The sequence below is a fragment of the Arthrobacter sp. P1_B4 genome, from assembly GCF_056406555.1.
Window position 1 is genome coordinate 65454 of sequence record NZ_JBFTZW010000008.1, and the last position, 18643, is coordinate 84096.

Consider the following 18643-nt stretch of genomic DNA (forward strand, 5'->3'; position numbering starts at 1 on the left):
GGCGTCCCGGTTCTATGACGGATCCAGCCGGGCAAAGACGCGCTCGCCGGCAATCCAGGTTTCGTCCACTTGGGCGGTATGCAGTTCCTCCGCGGGAATGTCGAAGAGGTTCCGGTCAAGGATCGCCAGGTCGGCGAGGGCCCCGGGGCGGATGATGCCGGTGTCCGAGTCCATGTGGTTGATCCATGCGGCGCCCTGGGTGTAGGCATCAAGGATCTGCTTGAGGGAGAGTTTGTGGTGTTCCGGGCCGAGCGGTTGCTGCGAGCCACCTGGCTCCACTCTGTTCACGGCAACGTGGATGGCCAGGACGGGGTTGGGCGACGAGACTGCCCAATCACTTCCCGCGGCAAGATGTGCCCCTGCCGCCGCGAGTTCGCCGAAGGGGTAGTGCCTTTCCTCAGCATCGGCCTCCAGGAACGGCAGCGTCAGTACGTCCAATTGTTCTTCGTGGCAGGCCCAGAGTGCTTGGAGGTTGGCTGCTGCCCCGAGGGCCGCGAAACGCGGCACGTCCGCCGTGCGGACCACCTGAAGGTGGGCGAGATGGTGGCGGTTAGTGCCGGGGCCATTGACAGTGCGTGCCCGCTCGACGGCGTCGAGCGCATTGGTGACGGCGCGGTCGCCCAGTGCGTGGAAGTGGACCTGGAACCCGTTGGCGTCGAGGTCTGTGACGAACTCCCGCAGCTGCGCGGGGTCAAAGAACTCGATGCCGTGGTTGTCCGTGTGGTGTCCGTGGCGATCGCGGTACGGCGTGTGCATGGCGGCTGTGAAGTTCTCCGCCACCCCATCCACCATGACCTTCACCGTTGCCGCGGACAACCGCAGCGGATCGCAGGCGTCGGCGACACGATCGCGGCGCGCCAGGATTTCGGCGAGCTGTCCCCGGCCGGCTGAGCGGTCCCACCACTGCGCTGCCCGGACGCGGACCCGGAGTTCATCGGCGTCGAGCGCCTTGAGGTAAGTCTCCAGGGTGTCCCCGAATGGGCTCTGGGAGGTACCCACCCAGGCATCCTGCCACGCCGTGATGCCATAGGAGAGCATGAGCTCCTGCGCCCAGAGCAACCCTTCGTAGGCCTGTTCCGGGGAGATGCCCGGGTGCACGTGGTCAAAGAGTCCCATCGCACCCTCATGGATGGTGCCTGCGGGGTAGCCGTCGGCCTCACGTTCGAGACGGCCGCCGTCGGGGTCCGGCGTCCCGGCGTCGATCCCCGCCAGTTCAAGGGCCTTTGTATTGGCCCAGGCCCCGTGGTGGTCCCGGTTCTGGACCAGCACCGGGCGGTCAGATACCACCGCGTCCAGCATCTGCCGGGTGGGCGTTCCACCAGCAAAGCAGTCCATCGACCAGCCCGCGCCGAGGATCCACGGCTCGTCGGGATGTGACTCGGCGTAGCCGCGCACCGCGGCCACTGCCTCCTCGGCACTGGTGGTCCGGGTTAGGTCGCACTGCAGGTGTTCGACGCCGGCCATGATCGGGTGGACGTGGGCATCTTGAAACCCGGGGATGAGGAGGCGTCCGCGCAGATCCACGCGGATTGTGGCGCTGGTGGCCAGCGAGGCTAATTCCGCGCCGTCCCCTACTGCCAGTACACGCCCGCCGGCAACAGCCAAGGCGGCGCGGACAGGGCGCTCGTCCTCGCCCGTGTATATCCAACCGTTCTCAAAAATCGTCTCAGCGCAGGCCATGGGTTCCCTTCCTCGCAAACTTCTGGTGTCCTGCGTCACACTATGTGGCCATCAACAGAATGTCAACGACGTTGACAACGGCAATGACAATACCTTTGACTAGGAGTGCCGGGACTCGTGTACCGTGGGGATCGCACGCAGGGAAAAGAACTTCAGGAGAGGCGGTGATACGTGGCCCAGCCCAGGCCCGGTCGAGTCGAGGAACAGCCCACGGACCGGCGAGTACGTCTCGATGCAGACATGATCGTCGACGCCGTGCTGGAACTTGCACGGGACGAACCCCAGTCCCGCTTCACGTTCAAAAGCCTCGGCGAGGCACTCGATGTGAACCCCACCGCCATGTACCGCCACTTCCGCAACCGGGACGCGATCCTGCGCGCGGCGCTGGACAGGCTCTTCTCCATGGCGCTTGAAGAAGCAACCGCTTCGGACGCGCCCCTGGACTGGCGGCCCCGCCTGGAGCGCTACCTCCACACCCTGATCGAAGTCTTCATCAAGTTCCCGTCGATTGGCTGCGACGCCTTTGCCACCGACACCTTCGGCCAGGGCGAACTGCACTGCATCGAATTCGTCCTCGGTTGCCTGCGGGACGCCGGTCTATCCGGGGACCGGCTCGTGCACTACTACGGCGCGCTGGAGAGCTACACTCTGGGGCACGGATCCGGCATCGCCCAGGAAGTGCTGGCCAAACCGAGCTCTGACGGCCACGAGCCCTGGCTCCAGGCGGTTGCAGTCGCTTCGGTCAGCGGCTTCCCGCTGATCGAGGAACACCGCGATCGACTCCTGGGGCTTGACGGCCTGAACGTCTTCGCCGCGGGCCTCAGCGCCATTCTCGATTCCGCCGAGCGCGAGGGCACCCGCTAGCCGGGAACCCTCCAACAGGGGGTCCGGTAGTAGGGAGCCGCGTCACGGGCGTCGCCCCGGCATCAACTACCCATCCATCCCCCGAGGGAGCATCATGTACCAATTCATCAACGGCCGCACCGAGCAGGGCACTTCCACCCACACGCACGACGTCGTGAACCCCGCCACCGGCGGGGTGGTGGCCACCGTGGACCTTGCCAGTGCGGCCGACGTTGACCGCGCTGTCGCGGCAGCCCGCGCGGCCTTCGCCACGTGGGCCCGCACGGCACCGGGCGAACGGTCCGCGATACTGCACCGTTTCGCGTCGATCCTGACGGAGCGAGCCGAGGAATTCGCCCGTGTGGAGAGCAGCCAGACCGGCAAACCCCTCCGGTTGACCAGGGGTTTTGACGTCCCGGGCACCATCGACAACATTGAGTTCTTCGCAGGCGCCGCGCGCCACCTAGAAGGCAAGGCAACGGCCGAGTATTCGCCAGATCACACCTCCAGCATTCGTCGCGAACCCATCGGCGTGGTGGGCTCAATTGCACCCTGGAACTATCCCCTCCAGATGGCGGCATGGAAAATTCTTCCCGCCATCGCCGCCGGCAACACCATCGTCCTCAAGCCGGCCGAGATCACACCCCTGACGTCAGTAATGTTCGCCCAGGCGCTCAACGACGCCGGGCTGCCGCCAGGCGTCGTCAACGTCCTGGTGGGCACCGGCCCCGAAGTGGGCGCGGCACTGATGCGCCACGAAGGCGTAGACATGGTTTCCTTCACCGGCTCCACCGCGATCGGCCGCACCGTGCTGGAAGCCGCGGCCGTCAACACCAAGCGGGTTCATCTCGAGCTGGGCGGCAAGGCGCCGTTCGTGGTCTTCGAGGACGCCGACGTGGACGCCGCAGTGCACGGCGCGGTCGCCGGGAGCCTGATCAACTCGGGCCAGGACTGCACGGCGGCCACACGGGCCATTGTGCACCGTTCCATCTATCAGGAATTCGTGGACAAGCTCGCGACGCGTTTCCGGGACATCCGCCTGGGCTTGCAGGACGACGAGGGCGCGGACCTCGGTTCCTTGGTCTCAGTCAAGCACCGCGAGCACGTCGCGGGAATGGTTGAGCGTGCCCGCGGCTATGCGAAGGTGCTCACCGGCGGCGAAATCCCCAGCGAAGGCGTCCTGGCCCGTGGTGCCTTCTACCCGCCAACGCTCATCATTGACGCCGCCCTGGACAGCGAGATCGTCAAGGATGAAGTGTTCGGCCCGGTGCTGGTGGTATTGCCTTTCGACGACGATGACGAGGCCATCCGCCTGGCCAACGACACTGTCTACGGGCTGGCGGCCTCCGCTTGGACCAGCAATGTGCACCGGGCCATGCGCGCGACCCGGGAGATCAACGCGGGCTGCGTGTGGGTCAATGACCACATCCCGATCATCTCCGAGATGCCGCACGGCGGCTTCAAGCAGTCCGGCTTCGGCAAGGACATGTCCGCCTACTCCTTCGAGGAATACACCCAGGTCAAGCACGTGATGTTCGAGCTGAGCGGCAGCGCGGAAAAGGACTGGCACCGCACCATTTTCCAGCTGCGCTGAAAATTCCGGGCCGGGGCCGGCGGGCCCTAGCCCGTGGCCTGCAGGGTCGCCTCAATGACGGCGGGCGAGAGTACGTGCTGGGTGACCATCTGGCTGGCACCGAGGATCGCGGCCTGGTCCCCGGCCCGGGACACGCCGATCCGCAGGTGGGTCGTGGCCAGGGGCAGCGAGCGCCGGTAGACCACCTCGCGGACTCCGGCCATGAGGTGCTCCCCGGCCTGGCCGAGGCTTCCGCCGATGACAATCATTGAGGGATTCAGCAGGTTCACGACCGTGGAGAGGACGTCGCCGAGGTCCCTGCCGGCCTGCCGCAGCGCCTGGATGGCCCGCAGGTTGCCCTCGGCGACCAGGCGCAGCACATCACCGCCGTCGTGCGCCGGCAGGCCCTGCTGCGTCAGCGCCTTGGCGACGGCAGGCCCGGACGCCAGGGCTTCCAGGCAGCCGTAGTTCCCGCAGCGGCACAGCACGTCATCGCCGCGCGGAACCCGGACGTGACCAAGGTCGCCGGCCGTCCCGTTGGCCCCGCGCTGGAGCTGGCCGCTGCTGATGATGCCCGCCCCGATGCCGGTGGCCACCTTGATGAACAGGAAGTTTTCGTCGTCGGGCCAGTGCGCCGTGCGCTCCCCCAGCGCCATGATGTTCACGTCGTTGTCCACCAGGACCGGCACCGGGAGGGACCGCTGGACATGGCGGACGACGTCGAACCCGTCCCAGCCGGGCATGATCGGCGGCTTCACCGGCATGCCGGTGGCGTGCTCCACCGGCCCCGGGAGCCCGATCCCGGCGCCAGCCAGATCCGCGGCGCCCCGGCCGGCCCCGGCGAGCAGCCGCAGCCCTTCATCGACCACGCGGTCCAGGACAACCACCGGGCCGTCGGCGACATCCTGCGCCAGCCGGTGCTCGGCGAGTACCTTCCCGCTGAGATCCGTAACGGCGATGATCACGTGGGTGGCCCCGACATCCACGGCCAGGACGACGCGGGCGGCCGGGTTGAAGGCAAAGCGCGACGGCGGCCTGCCGCCGCTGGAGCTCGCCTCCCCCGCCGGGCCAACAAGGCCAGAGACCATCAGCGCGTCGACGCGGGAAGCGACAGTGGACCGGGCGAGCCCGGTGGTCAGGGCCAGCTCCGCGCGGGTCCGGGCCTTGCCGTCGCGCAGGAGCTGGAAGAGGTCTCCGGCGCGGGACAGGCTGCCGCCGGCCCCGGGGGCTGCGGGCTCGGTGCCGGTGGGCGTACTCATGAGTAAGTGATAGCACGGAGATCTTCTGCATGTCACGCTTCACAAAGATCGACACGTGGTTTCCACCTTTTGCTTGACGCCCGGCAAAAGCTTCCCTAGCTTAGAGCCATCGTGTTCCTCCGCTCCAGACAAATCATCTCGCTGCCCATGGGCGTGCAGTCCTTCCTCGCGCAGAATCAAACGGAGTGGACGCCCCCTTCCCGCTGTCAGGGCTGTCCCTCTCACCTTCGAAGCCGAACTCGTGCAAAGGAATCCCGTGTCTTACTCAATCCAGCTGTACACCCTCCGCAACGCCCTCCAGGAAGACCTGCCCGGCACCATCAAAAAGGTCGCCCAGCTCGGCTTCACCCAGGTTGAGCCCTACAACTTCGTGGCGACGGCCGCCGAGCTCGGCGCCGCCCTGAAGGAAAACGGCCTGACCGCCCCGTCCGGCCACGCCCCGCTGCTGAGCCAGGACCAGGACGAAATCTTCGCCGCGGCCAAGGAGTTGGGCATCAGCACGGTGATCGATCCCTACCTGCCAGCCGAGCACTGGCAGTCGGCCGAGGACATCCAGGCCACCGCAGCGAAGCTCAACGCCGCGGCCAAGAAGGGCGCCGGGTACGGCATCCGCGTCGGCTACCACAACCACGCCTGGGAGCTGGAGTCCAGCATCGAGGGCCAGACCGCGCTGGAGTACTTCGAGGGACTCCTCGACCCGGAACTCGTCCTGGAAGTGGACACCTATTGGGCGGCCGTCGGCGGCCAGGACCCGGTGCAGCTGCTGCAGCGCCTCGGCGACAGGGTCAGGTTCATCCACATCAAGGACGGCCCCGTCTCCACGGACACCAAGGCGCAGCAGCCGGCCGGGCAGGGCAAGATCGCCGTGCGGGACGTCATCGCCGCGGCGCAGTCCCTGGAAGTCGGCGTCGTGGAATTCGACGACTACTCCGGCGACATCTTCGACGGCATCGCCCAGAGCCTGGGCTACCTGCAAAGCGGTTCCGCCAACGCGCAGGGCGTGAATGCATGAGCGCCGCAGCGAACCGGGTAACGGTGAACCAGGTATCACCGAACCGTGCCACCGGCCGCGGCCCGGTGGGCGTCGCCGTCATCGGCGCCGGCAACATCAGCAAGCAGTACCTGGACAACCTGACCGTCTTCCCCGACCTTAAGGTCCACGTGATCGCCGATCTCTTCGAAGAGGCGGCCGAGGCGCGGGCCAAGGAATACGGCATCCCGGAGTGGGGCGGGGTGGACGCCGCCCTGAACCACCCCGACGTCGAAATCATGGTCAACCTGACCATCCCGGCCGCGCACGTGGAAGTGGCCACGGCCGCCGTCAATGCCGGCAAACACGTCTGGACGGAAAAGCCGTTCTCGCTCGACCGCGATTCCGGCCTGGGCCTGCTGAAATTGGCCGACGCCGCGGGGCTGCGGCTGGGCTGCGCCCCGGACACGTTCCTGGGCGCCGGGCTGCAGACTGCGCGGCGGCTGATCGAACGCGGCGACATCGGCACCCCGCTGACGGCCATGACCACGTTCCAGACGCCCGGGCCGGAATCGTGGCACCCCAACCCCGCATTCCTCTTCCAGCACGGCGCCGGTCCCCTGTTCGATATGGGCCCGTATTACCTCACGGCCCTGGTGCAGACGTTCGGCTCCGTGCGCCGCGTGGCCGCGACCGGTTCCAAGGCCAAGGAGGTCCGGGTCATCGGTTCCGGGCCCCAGGCCGGCGAGGAATTCACGGTCGAGGTCCCCACCCACGTCTCCGCCATGGCCCAGTTCGAGTCCGGCGCGTCCTCCCACAGCGTGTTCAGCTTCGAGTCCCCGCGGCTGCGGATGGGCTTCGTGGAGATCACCGGGACGGAGGCCACCATCTCGCTGCCGGATCCGAACTACTTCGACGGCGACATCAGGCTTTGGCGCGCCGGCGACGAGGAATGGACCGTTATTCCGGCCACCGGCCCCAGCCAGGGCCGCGGCATGGGCGTGCTGGACATGGCCCGCTCCATCCGCGCCGGCGTCCCGCACCGCGCCACCGGCAACCTCGCCTACCACGTCCTGGACACCATGGTCTCGATCTCCGAGTCGGTCGGTTCCGGCACGTTCATCGATGTGGAAAGCTCGGCCCCCACCTCCGCAGCCCTCCCCGAGGACTGGGACCCCGCCGCTTCCACACTCTAGGGACCAGCAATGAATTCCCACGAAACCACCCCCGGCCGCGCACCCGGTTCACGTTTGGGAGTGGCCATGATCGGGTACGCGTTCATGGGCAAGGCCCACTCGAACGCCTGGCGGAATGTTGCCAGCTACTTCGACGTCCCGGCGTTCGAACGGTGCGTCCTGGTCGGCCGCGACCGGGACGGCGTCGCCGAGGCGGCCGCAAAGTACGGCTGGGCCGAGTCCGCCACGGACTGGCGCGAGGTGATCGCCCGCGATGACATCCAGATCGTCGATATTTGCACGCCGGGGTTCATGCACGCGGAAATCGCCATCGCCGCGCTGGCCGCCGGCAAGCACGTCCTGGTCGAGAAGCCGCTGGCCAACACCCTCGCCGAGGCCGAGGCCATGGCGGAGGCGGCCCGGGCCGCGCAGGAGGAAGGCGTGCAGTCCATGATCGGCTTCAACTACCGCCGGGTCCCGGCCCTGGCGCTGGCCCGGGAGCTGATCGCGGAGGGCCGGCTCGGCGCCGTCCGGCACGTCCGCGCCGCCTACCTGCAGGACTGGCTCGTGGACCCGGACGTGCCCATGACCTGGCGGCTGAACAAGGACACCGCCGGCTCCGGCGCGCTGGGCGACATCGCCTCGCACGCGATCGACCAGGTGCTGTTCCTCCTAAGCGAGCCGGTCACCGAGGTCTCCGGCCGGCTGCACACCTTCACCCGGCAGCGCCCGGGCGCCGCCGGGCTCGAGGAGGTGACGGTCGACGACGCCGCCTGGGTCATGCTGACCCTCGCCTCCGGGGCCATCGCCTCCGTGGAGGTCTCCCGGGTGGCCACCGGACAGAAAAACTCGCTGAAGCTGGAGATCTATGGTGACAAGGGTGCCTTGCTGTTCGACTTGGAGGACCTAAACGAGCTCGGCTTCCTGGACGCCACACTGCCGGTCCGCGAGCAGGGCTTCCGCCGCATCCTGGTCAGCGAACCCGAGCACCCGTACCTTGAAGCATGGTGGCCGCAGGGCCACGTGATCGGCTGGGAACACACGTTCACGCACGAGATCCGCGACTTCCTCGTCGCGGTGGGCACCGGAACCCAGCCGTCGCCGTCGTTCGAGGACGGCCTGAGCGTCCAGCGGATCCTCGCGGCCGTGGAGGAAAGCGCCGCCGCCAAAGGTTCACTCATCCAGCTGACCCCGTCCGCACGGACCACCCAGACCACTACCGAAGGAGCCTGACATGCCCCGCCCGTACACCCTGTTTACCGGCCAGTGGGCCGACCTGCCCTTCGAGGAAGTCGCCCGCCTGGCCTCCGGCTGGGGCTACGATGGCCTGGAAATCGCCGTCTCCGGCGACCACCTGGACGCCTGGCGCTGGGACGAGCCCGGCTACGTCGAGTCCAAGCTGGCTGTGCTTCAGAAGTACAACCTCAAGGTCTGGGCCATCTCCAACCACCTCAAGGGCCAGGCCGTGTGCGATGACCCGATCGACTTCCGGCACGAGGCGATCGTCGGGGCCAGGGTCTGGGGCGACGGCGACCCCGAGGGCGTCCGGCAGCGCGCGGCTGAGGAAATGCAACACACCGCCCGGCTCGCCAAGGCCCTCGGCGTCGACACCGTGGTCGGGTTCACCGGATCCTCGATCTGGCAGTACGTCGCGATGTTCCCGCCCGTGCCGGAGAAAGTCATCGAGGCCGGCTACCAGGACTTCGCGGACCGCTGGAACCCCATCCTGGACGTCTTCGACGACTGCGGTGTCCGCTTCGCGCACGAGGTCCACCCCTCCGAGATCGCCTACGACTACTGGACCACCGTCAGGACCCTCGAGGCGATCAGGCACCGTGCGGCCTTCGGCCTGAACTGGGACCCGTCGCACTTCATGTGGCAGGGCATCGACCCGGTCTCCTTCATCTGGGACTTCAAGGACCGGATCTACCATGTGGACTGCAAGGACACCAAGCTGCGGCCCACCGGCCGGAACACCGTTCTGGGCTCGCACCTGCCCTGGGGGGACCCGCGCCGCGGCTGGGACTTCGTCTCCGCAGGCCGCGGGGACGTGCCCTGGGAATCCTCGTTCCGGGCACTCGCAGCGATCGGCTACGACGGCCCCATCTCGATCGAATGGGAGGACGCGGGCATGGACCGGCTCCACGGCGCCCCCGAAGCCCTCGCCGCGCTCAAGAAGTTCGACTTCCCGGCCTCGAACACCTCCTTCGACGCCGCCTTCAAGCAGTAAGAGACCGGCCGGAAAGCGGCAATAGTGAACGCTCGTTCACTTCTTGACGGATCAGAACCGGTGCTGTAACAGTTAGCTCGTGGAGGGCGCATCGATGGAGAACCACAACGAAACTGATGCCGTGAATGCTTCCGAGGCGCTCCATTCCGGCTCTCCGGCTCCCCCGCCAATCCTGGAAGTCCGCGGACTGACCAAGAGTTTTTTCGGCGTACCCGTACTGGAGGATGCCCATCTCAGCCTTCACCGGGGCCAGGTACACGGGCTCGTGGGGGAAAACGGCGCGGGCAAGTCCACCCTGATGAAGGTGCTGGCCGGGGTGTACCAACCCGACGCCGGAACCGTACTCCTGGACGGCCAGGAAGTGACTTTCAGCCATCCCACGAAGGCACACGAAGCGGGGCTGTCATCGGTGTTCCAGGAGTTCAACCTCCTCCCCGACCGGACGGTGGCCGAGAACATCTACCTTGGCCGGGAGCCGCGCCGCGGACTGCTCGTGAACAAGACCCTGATGAATTCGCAAACGGCGGAGTTGCTTGACTCCCTGGGGATCGCCGCCATCCGGCCCAGCACGCAGGTGCGGAGCCTGACGGTGGCTGAGCAGCAGGTAGTGGAGATCGCGAAGGCGGTAAGCTACGACGCCCGGATCATCTCCATGGACGAACCCACTGCGGCCCTGGCCGGCGCCGAGGTCGGACTTCTCTACGAGATAGTGGCACGCCTCCGTGAACGTGGCACGGCCATCCTCTACGTCTCCCACCGGCTCCGCGAAGTGTTCGACCTTTGTGACGTCATCACCGTCCTGAAAGACGGCAAGGTGGTCAGCACCCTACCCGCCTCCAAACTCGACGACGCCCAGCTGGTCCGGCTGATGGTGGGCCGGCCCATCTCGGCGTTCTTCCCGGACAAGTTACCCCGGGAGGATCTGACGCCAGACGGTCCCGAGGAGAAGCCGATCCTCGAGTTGCAAGGCGCCGGAAACGGCCAGCTGGACGGGATCAGCCTCAGTATCCAGCCCGGCGAGATTGTCGGCCTGGCAGGACTTCAAGGGTCCGGGCGCACGGAATTGCTTCATGCCATTTTTGGCGCAGCACCGTTCACCCGCGGAACGATGAAAATGGCCGGTGGGGAGCTGCTGCCCAAGTCGCCCCGCCAAGGCGTGCGGTCCCGGATGGCCCTGATCACAGAGGACCGCAAGGCTGAGGGCCTGAGCCTGAACCAGTCCATCCTGGACAACGCACTCAGTGTCATCAGGTCGGTCTTTCCGCGCCGCACGGGAGCCGTCAGGACAGAAATCCCGGGCGTATTCTCCTCCCTCGAGGTTATCGCGCGGGACCTGGACCAGGAGGTGCAGTACCTGTCGGGCGGCAACCAGCAAAAAGTGGTCCTCGCCAAGTGGCTGGCTATCCGCCCCCTGCTCGTCCTGCTGGATGAACCCACCCGTGGCATTGACGTGGGAGCCAAGGTGGCGGTGTACCGGCTGATGCGCCAGCTCGCGGCGGAGGGCAAGGCCATTTTGATGGCCTCCAGCGAGCTTCCGGAGGTTATCGGAATGTCGGACCGGATCCTTGTCATGCGTGATGGCCGGCTCGTCGGCGAACTGCCTGCCGGTACGTCGGAAGAAGCCATCCTCCAGCTGGGAACCGGCGCCAGGACAGCACCCGAAGGAGAGGCATGAAACAACGAGCAAGCTTCTTCCAGAGACTGTCCTCCACGCAGATCGTCTACCTGGTGGCGCTGGTGACACTCATCCTGGGAGTGTTGCTGGTGAACTCCATCGGGCGGAGTTTCTTCAGCCCGGGAAATATCTCGAGCATCCTGACAGGAACCAGTGTTCTGGGCTTCATCGCGATCGGCCAGACACTGGTCATCCTGGCAGGCAGCCTGGATCTGTCAGTTCCCTACGTCACCAGCCTGGCCAGCCTCATCGCTGCCGGGGTGATGGCCAACAATCCAAACAACGTCTTGTCCGGAGTCCTGCTGACGCTGGGCACCGCAGCGGTCATTGGACTCGCGAACGGGCTGATCGTCGCCCGCCTGAATGTGCATGGATTCATCGCCACGCTTGGTGTGGGCCTGATCATCAGTGGCTTCCTCGCCACCAATTTTAAGGGCAGCTTCGGCGAGACACCGCTTGCGTTCCGCCTCGTCGGAGCCACGGGGATCGGCCCGGTCCCGATCTCCACGATCATCATGCTGGCCTGCGCGGGCCTGGCCGGCCTGCTCCTGCACCGCACCCGCGTCGGCCACCACCTGTACGCTGTCGGCGGCGACATTGCCGTCGCCCGTACATCGGGAATCCGCGTTGACGTGCCGGTCATTACGGCGCATGTCATCTGTTCAGTACTGGCGGGAATGGCAGGGCTGCTCCTTGCCAGCAGGCTGGGCGTGGGCAGTCCCACTGTGGGTTCCCAGGGCGGCTACGACCTGCTCTCCATCGCAGCAGTTGTGCTCGGGGGCACGTTGCTCTCCGGCGGCAAGGGGACTATCACCGGCACCCTCGGCGGCGTGCTGATCTTTGCCATGTTGGACAACATCATGTCCGTCATGCAGGTCAACCCGTTCCTGAAGGATGTGGTCAGGGGCGTAGTCATCGTCGTCGCCGTCGCCGTCTATGCCCGTCGCCGGATCGTCAGCAGACCGGAACGGTTCCCCGCAAAAGGGTCCGTGGAAACGCCCGCGGCCCAGCCTGTGCCCGTGGAGGGGCCATGAGTACGGCTTTGAACTCCGAGCGCAGCGCCATTCTCAAGCAGAACCGTGCCAGCCGTTCCGAGCGGCTCCTGCGCGCCGTGCGCACCCCCGGCGGCGCCGTCTTCGTCCTGCTGACCGGCCTCCTGGCGACGATCATCGTCCTAAACCCGTCCTTCGGGGAGCCGGGTTCCTTCATCCGGTTCGTCGGCAGGACTGCCCCCATTGCCATTGCCGCCATCGGCCAGTACTTCGTCATTGTCGCCGGGGAATTCGACCTGTCGATGGGATCGGTCGTGACGATGCAGGTCATCGTTGCCGGCAACCTGATACGGCAGGACGATTCCAAGGTGATCCCCGTGCTGGTCCTGATGCTGGTGCTGGGCGCCTTCATCGGACTGGTGAACGGATTGATCACAACCTTGCTAAAAGTCCCGAGTTTCATTGTCACGCTGGGCATGATGCTGGCGCTTCTCGGGCTGGTCCTCTACTGGACCGGCGGCGCGGCCCAGGGGAACCCTGCGGACAGCTTCCGGCAGATCGGGCGCGGCGGCATCCAGGACGTTCCGGTTCTGGACATCATTCCGTACCCGGTCATTATCCTGACAGCGGCGGCGGTCGCGGGGTTCGTCCTGATGCGCCGCCCCTACGGCCGCATGCTTATCGCGGTCGGGGACAATCCTTCGGCGGCCGCACTCGCCGGCTCGCGCGTCTGGTGGGTGCGGACGCGGGCCTTCATGATGTCTTCGCTGTCGGCCACCGTGGCCGGCATCCTGCTCGTGGGTTACGCGGGCGTGCATCCGTCGGTTGGGCGCGGGTACGAGTTCACGGCGATTACCGCCGTCGTCCTCGGGGGCGTTGTGCTGGGCGGGGGGCGCGGCTGGGTCCTGTCCGCCGCGGCGGGGGCGTTCGCCCTCGAGTCCTTGTTTACCCTTCTGAACTTCATGGGTCTCCAGGCGACGTGGCGGGACACGGTCCAAGGAGCAATCATCATCATCGCCGTGGCCGCAGCATCCAGGTCGTGGCAGCGCAAGCGCAAGGGGGCCAGTTCCGCTGCCCATGACGAACAGCACCAATTGGCCGCAGCACCCACGCCCGCCGAGGGCACCGAACAAGGAGGAAGAGTCTGATGCGCAATAACTCTGTCCGCGCGATCGCCCTTGCCGCAGCATTGCCGCTGGTGGCCCTGACCGGATGTACCACCGAACCATCCGCCACCCAAACGACAGGGACTGGCACCGGCTCTGCGGCGGCATCCAGTCCGGCAAGCAAAGACTGGTTTGACCAGTCGCTCTACGACACACAGAACCAGCAGCGGTCGGCAACCTTTGAAGGGAACCCGGAGCAGCCCTATCTGCAGTACATCGCGGGCCCGATGAGGGACACGTCCAAGTTCAAGGCCCCGGGAGCGCACAAGGTCTGCTTCGCCAACGCCTCCATCTCCAACCCCTGGCGGCAAACCGGGTGGATCACCATGAACCAGCAGCTCAAGGCACTCCAGGGCACCGGCGTCATTTCTGAAATGGAGACCCGGGACGCCAAGGACAATGACAACACCCAAATTGCCGACATTGACTATTTCATCGCCGAGGGCAAATGCGATGCGTTCGTCATTTCACCTAATTCCACGGCCGCCCTCACCCAAGCCGTTGAACGTGCCTGCGAGACAGGCAAACCCGTGGTGGTGTTTGACCGCGGTGTAGAGACTGACTGCGCCACCACGTTCATCCACCCGATCGGTGGGTTCGCCTGGGGCATCGACACCGCCACTTTCCTGAGTGAAAGGCTTCAGTCCGGGGACAAGGTGGTTGCCCTTCGCATCCTCCCGGGTGTGGATGTCCTGGAGCACCGCTGGGCGGCGGCCAAGAAGATCTTCGAGGAAAAGGGAATTCAGGCCAAGGACTACTTCACCGGCGCCGACCCCACGAAGATCAAGAACATCATCTCCGATGAATTGGCCACAGGTGACGTCAAGGGCGTGTGGATGGACGCCGGAGACGGTGCGGTGGCTGCCCTCGAGGCCTTTGAGGATGCCGGCAAGAAGCTGCCCGTGATGACCGGCGAAGATGAGATGAGCTTCCTGACCAAGTGGAAGCAAACCGGGATCGACGCCATGGCCCCGGTCTATTCCAACTTCCAATGGCGGACCCCGCTGCTGGCCTTGGAAAAGGTCTTCAAGGGCGAGCCGATTCCGGCCGAATGGGTCCTGCCGCAGAAGCCCATCCTCAAGGACGAACTGGACCAGTGGCTACAGCGTAACCAGGGCATGCCCAGCGGGCACTACGCCAAGTTCGGCGGCGAGGACCTGGCCGGCTACCCGGAGGTCTGGCAGAAACGGCAGATTCCCTGACGCAGCCCCCGCGGTCCCGCGATATACCCCCTCCCCGCGGGACCGCCGCGTCTGGAACAGTCGGCAGGACAAACAGATGGAAGGAGACAGCTTGGAGCGTCTGACCGGAATCAGCACCTGGGTCTGGGAATCCCCCTTGACCGACTCCAACCTTCCCGGGCTGTTGGCGAAAATCGCCACCATAGGGTTTGACGCCGTCGAACTGCCGCTGGAAAACGAGGGCGATTTCACGTCCGCAGCAGTGGTGGAATCCCTCGAGAGAAACGGGCTGAAACCGTTCGTGGTGGGGGCCATGGCACCGGGGCGAGACCTGGTGGCGGCGGATCAGGCTGCCGTGGAAAGGACCCAGGCCTACCTGTCAGCCTGCATCACCATGGCCAGCAGCATCGGTTCGCCTACTGTCTGTGGGCCGTTCTACTCCCGAACTGGCCGGGTCTGGCGAATGTCGCGGGAGCAGCGACGGGACGCCTACGCGGAGCTGCGCCGAAACCTCCAGCCGGTCGCGGCCCGGGCTCAGGAGGCGGGCGTGGTGCTTGGCATCGAACCCTTGAACAGGTATGAAACATCGCTGATTAACACGGTGGACCAGGCACTTGAGGCCCTTGGACCGCTGCTCGGGAACGGAGTCGGCCTCGCGTTGGACAGCTACCACCTTCACATCGAGGAGCGTTCGGTGGCCGCGGCGGTCCGGACCGCCGGAGAGCATCTGGTGCACGTGCAAGTCTGCGGCAACGACCGCGGCGCGCCCGGTGGGGACCAGACCGATTGGAAAGGCTTCCTGCAGGTCCTGAATGAAGTGGGCTACACGGGGCCCCTCAACATTGAAAGTTTCACGGTCGACAATGCCGCCATTGCCGTCGCGGCGTCGATCTGGCGTCCCCTGGCTCCAAGCCAGGACGAGTTGGCTGAAAGTGGCCTGGCTTTCCTGCGCAGCCTGTGAGTGCGCTGCAGGGCATGGCGACCACCACCGCTAGAGTCTTCTAGGGACAGCCAACGCCGCTGGATGCGCCGTTTGACGGCGTTGGCCGGAGAGAAATTCACCATCTGCCGGGAGATCCCCCATGACCCACATACTCCGAACAGCCACCGCGGACGACGCCGGGAGGCTGGCAGCGCTTGCGGCCGTCACCTTCCCGCTGGCGTGCCCGCCGGAATCCCGGCCGGAGGACATCGCGGCGCACCTCGCCAATACCCTGAGCGAGGCCAACTTCCGGGCTTATCTGGCAGATCCGGCGGTCACGGTGCTGGTGATCGACGCCGACGGCGACCTCCGCGGCTACAGCCTGCTGGTGGCCCGCCCCGCCCGGGACCCGGAGGTGGCCGCGGTCCTGAGTGAACTGCCGTGCACCGAGCTCAGCAAGTGCTACGTCCACCCGGAGCACCACGGGCTCGGCGCCGCGGCCGAACTGATGCATGCAAGCATCGGCGCGGCCGCGGCGGCCGGCGCCCGCGGGCTCTGGCTCGGCGTCAACAGCCAGAATGCCCGGGCCATCCGGTTCTACGAAAAGTCCGGCTTCCGCAAGGTCGGCACCAAGTCCTTCCAACTGGGCACCACCGTGGAACACGACTTCGTGATGGAGCGCCCGGTTGCGCCGTGACGAAGCCGACAGGCCGCCGGGGAATGGACCCGGCGGCGGCGCGGTTGTTGCGGGCATGAAGATTGAGATCTGGTCCGACGTCGCCTGCCCCTGGTGCTACATCGGCAAACGCCGTTTCGAAACCGCCCTCGCGGCCTTCCCGCACCGTGATTCCGTGGAGGTGCAGTGGCGCAGCTACCAGCTGGACCCCACGCTCCCGGAGCACTACGACGGCACCGAACTGGACTATCTCAGCACGCGCAAGGGCATGGCTCCGGCGCAGGTATCGCAGATGTTCGAGCACGTTGCGGCCCAGGCCAAGGGCGAAGGGCTGAACTACCGGTTCGACGCCGTCGTGGTCGCCAACAGCTTCACGGCCCACCGGCTGATCCACCTCGCGGCCGCCCATGGCAAGCAGGACGCTGCGAAGGAACGCCTGCTCAGCGACCACTTCGAGCACGGCAAAGACATCGGCAGCCAGGAGTACCTGACCGCTCTGGGCCTTGACCTCGGACTCGACGCCGGCGACCTGGCCGAACTGTTCAGCACGGACACCTACGCCGACGCCGTCCGCAACGACATCGCCGAGGCCCGCGCCCTGGGCATCAGCGGCGTCCCGTTCTTCGTGATCGACCGGAAGTTCGGACTCTCCGGCGCCCAGCCCGCCGAAACCTTCACCGCCGCCCTCGAGCAGGCGTGGCAGGACAGCCACCCGCTGGTCATGGTGGGCGCCGGCGCGGAAGCTGCGGATGCCACCACCGATTCCCACGCGGAATCCGGCGCCTGCGGCCCGGACGGCTGCCCCGTCTGAGCCCGGCATCGTCGAAGTCGCCGGAGACTCCCGGACTCGCCGGAAGTTTCCGGCGACTCGGGGCGTTTCCGGCGAACTCCCGGCACTGGCGGCATCCTGCGGCTTCGGGCGGCCCGGCCTAGAGTTGATCATGGACACTTCGGCCGGACCGGACGGACCCCGGACCTCCCTTTTTACCGACCACTATGAGCTGACCATGTTCCAGGCGGCCCTCCACTCCGGGGCCGCGCACCGCCGGTCCGTCTTCCAGGCCTTCGCCCGGGGACTGCCGGCCGGGCGCCGGTACGGCATCGTGGCCGGCACCGGCCGGCTCCTCGAGGGGATCGCGAACTTCCGCTTCGACGAGGACGACCTCGCCTTCCTGGCCGCCACCGGCGTGGTCCACGAGGACACCCTGGAACACCTGGCCGCCTTCCGGTTCTCCGGCGACATCTGGGGTTATCCGGAGGGCGAGGCCTACTTCCCGCACTCCCCCGTCCTGATCGTCGAATCGACGTTCGCCGAGGCCTGCGTCCTGGAGACCTACGTCCTGTCAGTGCTGAACCATGACAGCGCTATCGCCTCGGCCGCATCCCGGATGACCAGCGCCGCCGGCGGCAGGCCCTGCATTGAGATGGGCTCCCGCCGCACGCACGAGGAAGCGGCCGCCGCGGCGGCCCGCGCGGCTGTCATCGCGGGCTTTTCCGGCACGTCCAACCTGGCCGCCGGACGGCGTTACGGCCTGCGGACCATCGGCACCGCGGCCCACTCCTTCACCCTGCTCCACGACTCCGAGCGCGACGCCTTCGCGGCGCAGCTTGCCTCGCTCGGGTCCGGCACCACGCTGCTCGTGGACACGTACGACGTCGAAGCGGCCGTCCGCACCGCCGTCGACCTCGCCGGAGACAAACTTGGGGCCATCCGGCTGGACTCCGGAGACCTCGTGGCCCAGGCACGGTGGGTCCGCGAACTCCTGGACAGCCTCGGCAACGTGCACACCAGGATCGTGGTGACCTCGGACCTGGACGAATTCGCCGTCGCCGCGCTCCGCTCCGCCCCGGCCGATTCCTATGGCATCGGCACGTCCCTGGTAACCGGATCCGGGGCGCCAACGGCCGGGATGGTCTACAAGCTGGTGAGCCGGGCTGGTGACTCCGGTGAGCTGGCTGCTGTGGCGAAGACCTCGAAGGACAAGATCAACATGGGCGGGCGCAAATTCGCCGTGCGCCGCCTCGACGACCGCGGCACCGCCACCCACGAGGTCCTCGGCGTGGACCACCCACCGGCCGCCGGAAGAAACGGACGCCCCCTCCTGCAGCAGTTCATGAAAGACGGCGAAATCCAGCCCGGCTGGACGGGCCCGGACGCGGTGGGGCGGGCCCGGGACCGGCACACGGCTTCCATGGCGGAGCTGCCCCGGGTGGTGGACAGGCTGCAGCCCGGCGAGCCGGCCATCCCCACTATCTACGAATAAAGCCCGCTAAGGCGACGCAAGACCCAAAGTTCGTTCT

General features: G+C 66.6%; 16 protein-coding genes. 14 read left to right on the forward strand and 2 right to left on the reverse strand.

Features of this window, described 5'->3' with window-relative positions; all coding sequences use genetic code 11:
- Positions 1 to 12: 12 nt before the first annotated feature.
- The gene (locus AC1D1W_RS05695; protein ID WP_476943178.1) at positions 13 to 1680 is read right to left on the reverse strand and encodes an amidohydrolase; all 1668 of its coding nucleotides are present in this window, start codon (positions 1678 to 1680) and stop codon (positions 13 to 15) included.
- Between the two features lie 171 nt (positions 1681 to 1851).
- On the opposite strand from AC1D1W_RS05695, the gene AC1D1W_RS05700 reads away from it, so the two are divergent.
- Positions 1852 to 2544 (forward strand): TetR/AcrR family transcriptional regulator, encoded by a 693-nt coding sequence (locus tag AC1D1W_RS05700; protein WP_476943179.1) that lies wholly within the window; start codon positions 1852 to 1854, stop codon positions 2542 to 2544.
- Between the two features lie 94 nt (positions 2545 to 2638).
- Complete coding sequence (locus AC1D1W_RS05705; RefSeq protein WP_243181479.1) at positions 2639 to 4117, forward strand: gamma-aminobutyraldehyde dehydrogenase; 1479 nt, start codon at positions 2639 to 2641, stop codon at positions 4115 to 4117.
- A gap of 26 nt (positions 4118 to 4143) precedes the next feature.
- Here the strand turns inward: AC1D1W_RS05705 and AC1D1W_RS05710 are convergent, their stop codons facing one another.
- Positions 4144 to 5355, reverse strand: a complete 1212-nt coding sequence (locus AC1D1W_RS05710) for an ROK family transcriptional regulator (RefSeq protein WP_476943180.1) — start codon at positions 5353 to 5355, stop codon at positions 4144 to 4146.
- A gap of 256 nt (positions 5356 to 5611) precedes the next feature.
- Here AC1D1W_RS05710 and AC1D1W_RS05715 point away from each other — a divergent pair, with 256 nt between their 5' ends.
- The 12 genes from AC1D1W_RS05715 (at position 5612) to AC1D1W_RS05770 (ending at position 18606) form a co-directional block, all read left to right on the forward strand.
- Entirely contained in the window at positions 5612 to 6367 is a 756-nt protein-coding gene (locus tag AC1D1W_RS05715) for a sugar phosphate isomerase/epimerase family protein (protein WP_243181477.1), read from the forward strand.
- Complete coding sequence (locus AC1D1W_RS05720) at positions 6364 to 7521, forward strand: Gfo/Idh/MocA family protein (RefSeq protein ID WP_476943181.1); 1158 nt, start codon at positions 6364 to 6366, stop codon at positions 7519 to 7521. The genes AC1D1W_RS05715 and AC1D1W_RS05720 overlap by 4 nt, the downstream gene beginning before the upstream one ends.
- Positions 7522 to 7530: 9 nt before the next feature.
- Complete coding sequence (locus tag AC1D1W_RS05725) at positions 7531 to 8733, forward strand: Gfo/Idh/MocA family protein (RefSeq protein WP_476943182.1); 1203 nt, start codon at positions 7531 to 7533, stop codon at positions 8731 to 8733.
- A 1-nt stretch (position 8734) separates the two neighbouring features.
- Positions 8735 to 9730 carry a sugar phosphate isomerase/epimerase family protein gene (locus AC1D1W_RS05730; RefSeq protein ID WP_028278028.1) on the forward strand — a complete coding sequence of 332 codons (996 nt, stop codon included), beginning with the start codon at positions 8735 to 8737 and terminating at the stop codon, positions 9728 to 9730.
- A 94-nt stretch (positions 9731 to 9824) separates the two neighbouring features.
- Complete coding sequence (locus AC1D1W_RS05735) at positions 9825 to 11405, forward strand: sugar ABC transporter ATP-binding protein (RefSeq protein ID WP_476943193.1); 1581 nt, start codon at positions 9825 to 9827, stop codon at positions 11403 to 11405.
- The gene (locus tag AC1D1W_RS05740) at positions 11402 to 12439 is read left to right on the forward strand and encodes an ABC transporter permease (protein WP_028278026.1); all 1038 of its coding nucleotides are present in this window, start codon (positions 11402 to 11404) and stop codon (positions 12437 to 12439) included. Before AC1D1W_RS05735 ends, AC1D1W_RS05740 begins: the two co-directional genes overlap by 4 nt.
- The gene (locus tag AC1D1W_RS05745) at positions 12436 to 13545 is read left to right on the forward strand and encodes an ABC transporter permease (RefSeq protein ID WP_243181474.1); all 1110 of its coding nucleotides are present in this window, start codon (positions 12436 to 12438) and stop codon (positions 13543 to 13545) included. Before AC1D1W_RS05740 ends, AC1D1W_RS05745 begins: the two co-directional genes overlap by 4 nt.
- A complete protein-coding gene (locus AC1D1W_RS05750) occupies positions 13545 to 14765 on the forward strand; it encodes a substrate-binding domain-containing protein (protein WP_243181473.1) in 1221 nt (406 codons plus the stop codon). Before AC1D1W_RS05745 ends, AC1D1W_RS05750 begins: the two co-directional genes overlap by 1 nt.
- Before the next feature lie 91 nt (positions 14766 to 14856).
- Positions 14857 to 15705, forward strand: a complete 849-nt coding sequence (locus AC1D1W_RS05755) for a sugar phosphate isomerase/epimerase family protein (protein ID WP_243181472.1) — start codon at positions 14857 to 14859, stop codon at positions 15703 to 15705.
- Positions 15706 to 15826: 121 nt separating this feature from the next.
- Complete coding sequence (locus AC1D1W_RS05760; protein WP_476943183.1) at positions 15827 to 16363, forward strand: N-acetyltransferase family protein; 537 nt, start codon at positions 15827 to 15829, stop codon at positions 16361 to 16363.
- 55 nt (positions 16364 to 16418) lie between these two features.
- Positions 16419 to 17153, forward strand: coding sequence for a DsbA family oxidoreductase (locus AC1D1W_RS05765; RefSeq protein WP_476943184.1), 735 nt, complete (start codon positions 16419 to 16421; stop codon positions 17151 to 17153).
- 130 nt (positions 17154 to 17283) lie between these two features.
- Positions 17284 to 18606: a nicotinate phosphoribosyltransferase gene (locus tag AC1D1W_RS05770; RefSeq protein WP_243181469.1), complete on the forward strand. Its 1323-nt coding sequence runs from the start codon at positions 17284 to 17286 to the stop codon at positions 18604 to 18606.
- The last annotated feature ends 37 nt before the right edge of the window (positions 18607 to 18643 follow it).

Bases quoted from the DNA above. Each gene is read 5' to 3' on its own strand.
- AC1D1W_RS05695 (WP_476943178.1), bottom strand. From the start codon at position 1,680: ATGGCCTGCGCTGAGACGATTTTTGAGAACGGTTGGATATACACGGGC.
- AC1D1W_RS05705 (WP_243181479.1), top strand. From the start codon at position 2,639: ATGTACCAATTCATCAACGGCCGCACCGAGCAGGGCACTTCCACCCAC.
- AC1D1W_RS05710 (WP_476943180.1), bottom strand. From the start codon at position 5,355: ATGAGTACGCCCACCGGCACCGAGCCCGCAGCCCCCGGGGCCGGCGGC.
- AC1D1W_RS05720 (WP_476943181.1), top strand. From the start codon at position 6,364: ATGAGCGCCGCAGCGAACCGGGTAACGGTGAACCAGGTATCACCGAAC.
- AC1D1W_RS05725 (WP_476943182.1), top strand. From the start codon at position 7,531: ATGAATTCCCACGAAACCACCCCCGGCCGCGCACCCGGTTCACGTTTG.
- AC1D1W_RS05730 (WP_028278028.1), top strand. From the start codon at position 8,735: ATGCCCCGCCCGTACACCCTGTTTACCGGCCAGTGGGCCGACCTGCCC.
- AC1D1W_RS05735 (WP_476943193.1), top strand. From the start codon at position 9,825: ATGGAGAACCACAACGAAACTGATGCCGTGAATGCTTCCGAGGCGCTC.
- AC1D1W_RS05740 (WP_028278026.1), top strand. From the start codon at position 11,402: ATGAAACAACGAGCAAGCTTCTTCCAGAGACTGTCCTCCACGCAGATC.
- AC1D1W_RS05745 (WP_243181474.1), top strand. From the start codon at position 12,436: ATGAGTACGGCTTTGAACTCCGAGCGCAGCGCCATTCTCAAGCAGAAC.
- AC1D1W_RS05750 (WP_243181473.1), top strand. From the start codon at position 13,545: ATGCGCAATAACTCTGTCCGCGCGATCGCCCTTGCCGCAGCATTGCCG.
- AC1D1W_RS05760 (WP_476943183.1), top strand. From the start codon at position 15,827: ATGACCCACATACTCCGAACAGCCACCGCGGACGACGCCGGGAGGCTG.
- AC1D1W_RS05765 (WP_476943184.1), top strand. From the start codon at position 16,419: ATGAAGATTGAGATCTGGTCCGACGTCGCCTGCCCCTGGTGCTACATC.
- AC1D1W_RS05770 (WP_243181469.1), top strand. From the start codon at position 17,284: ATGGACACTTCGGCCGGACCGGACGGACCCCGGACCTCCCTTTTTACC.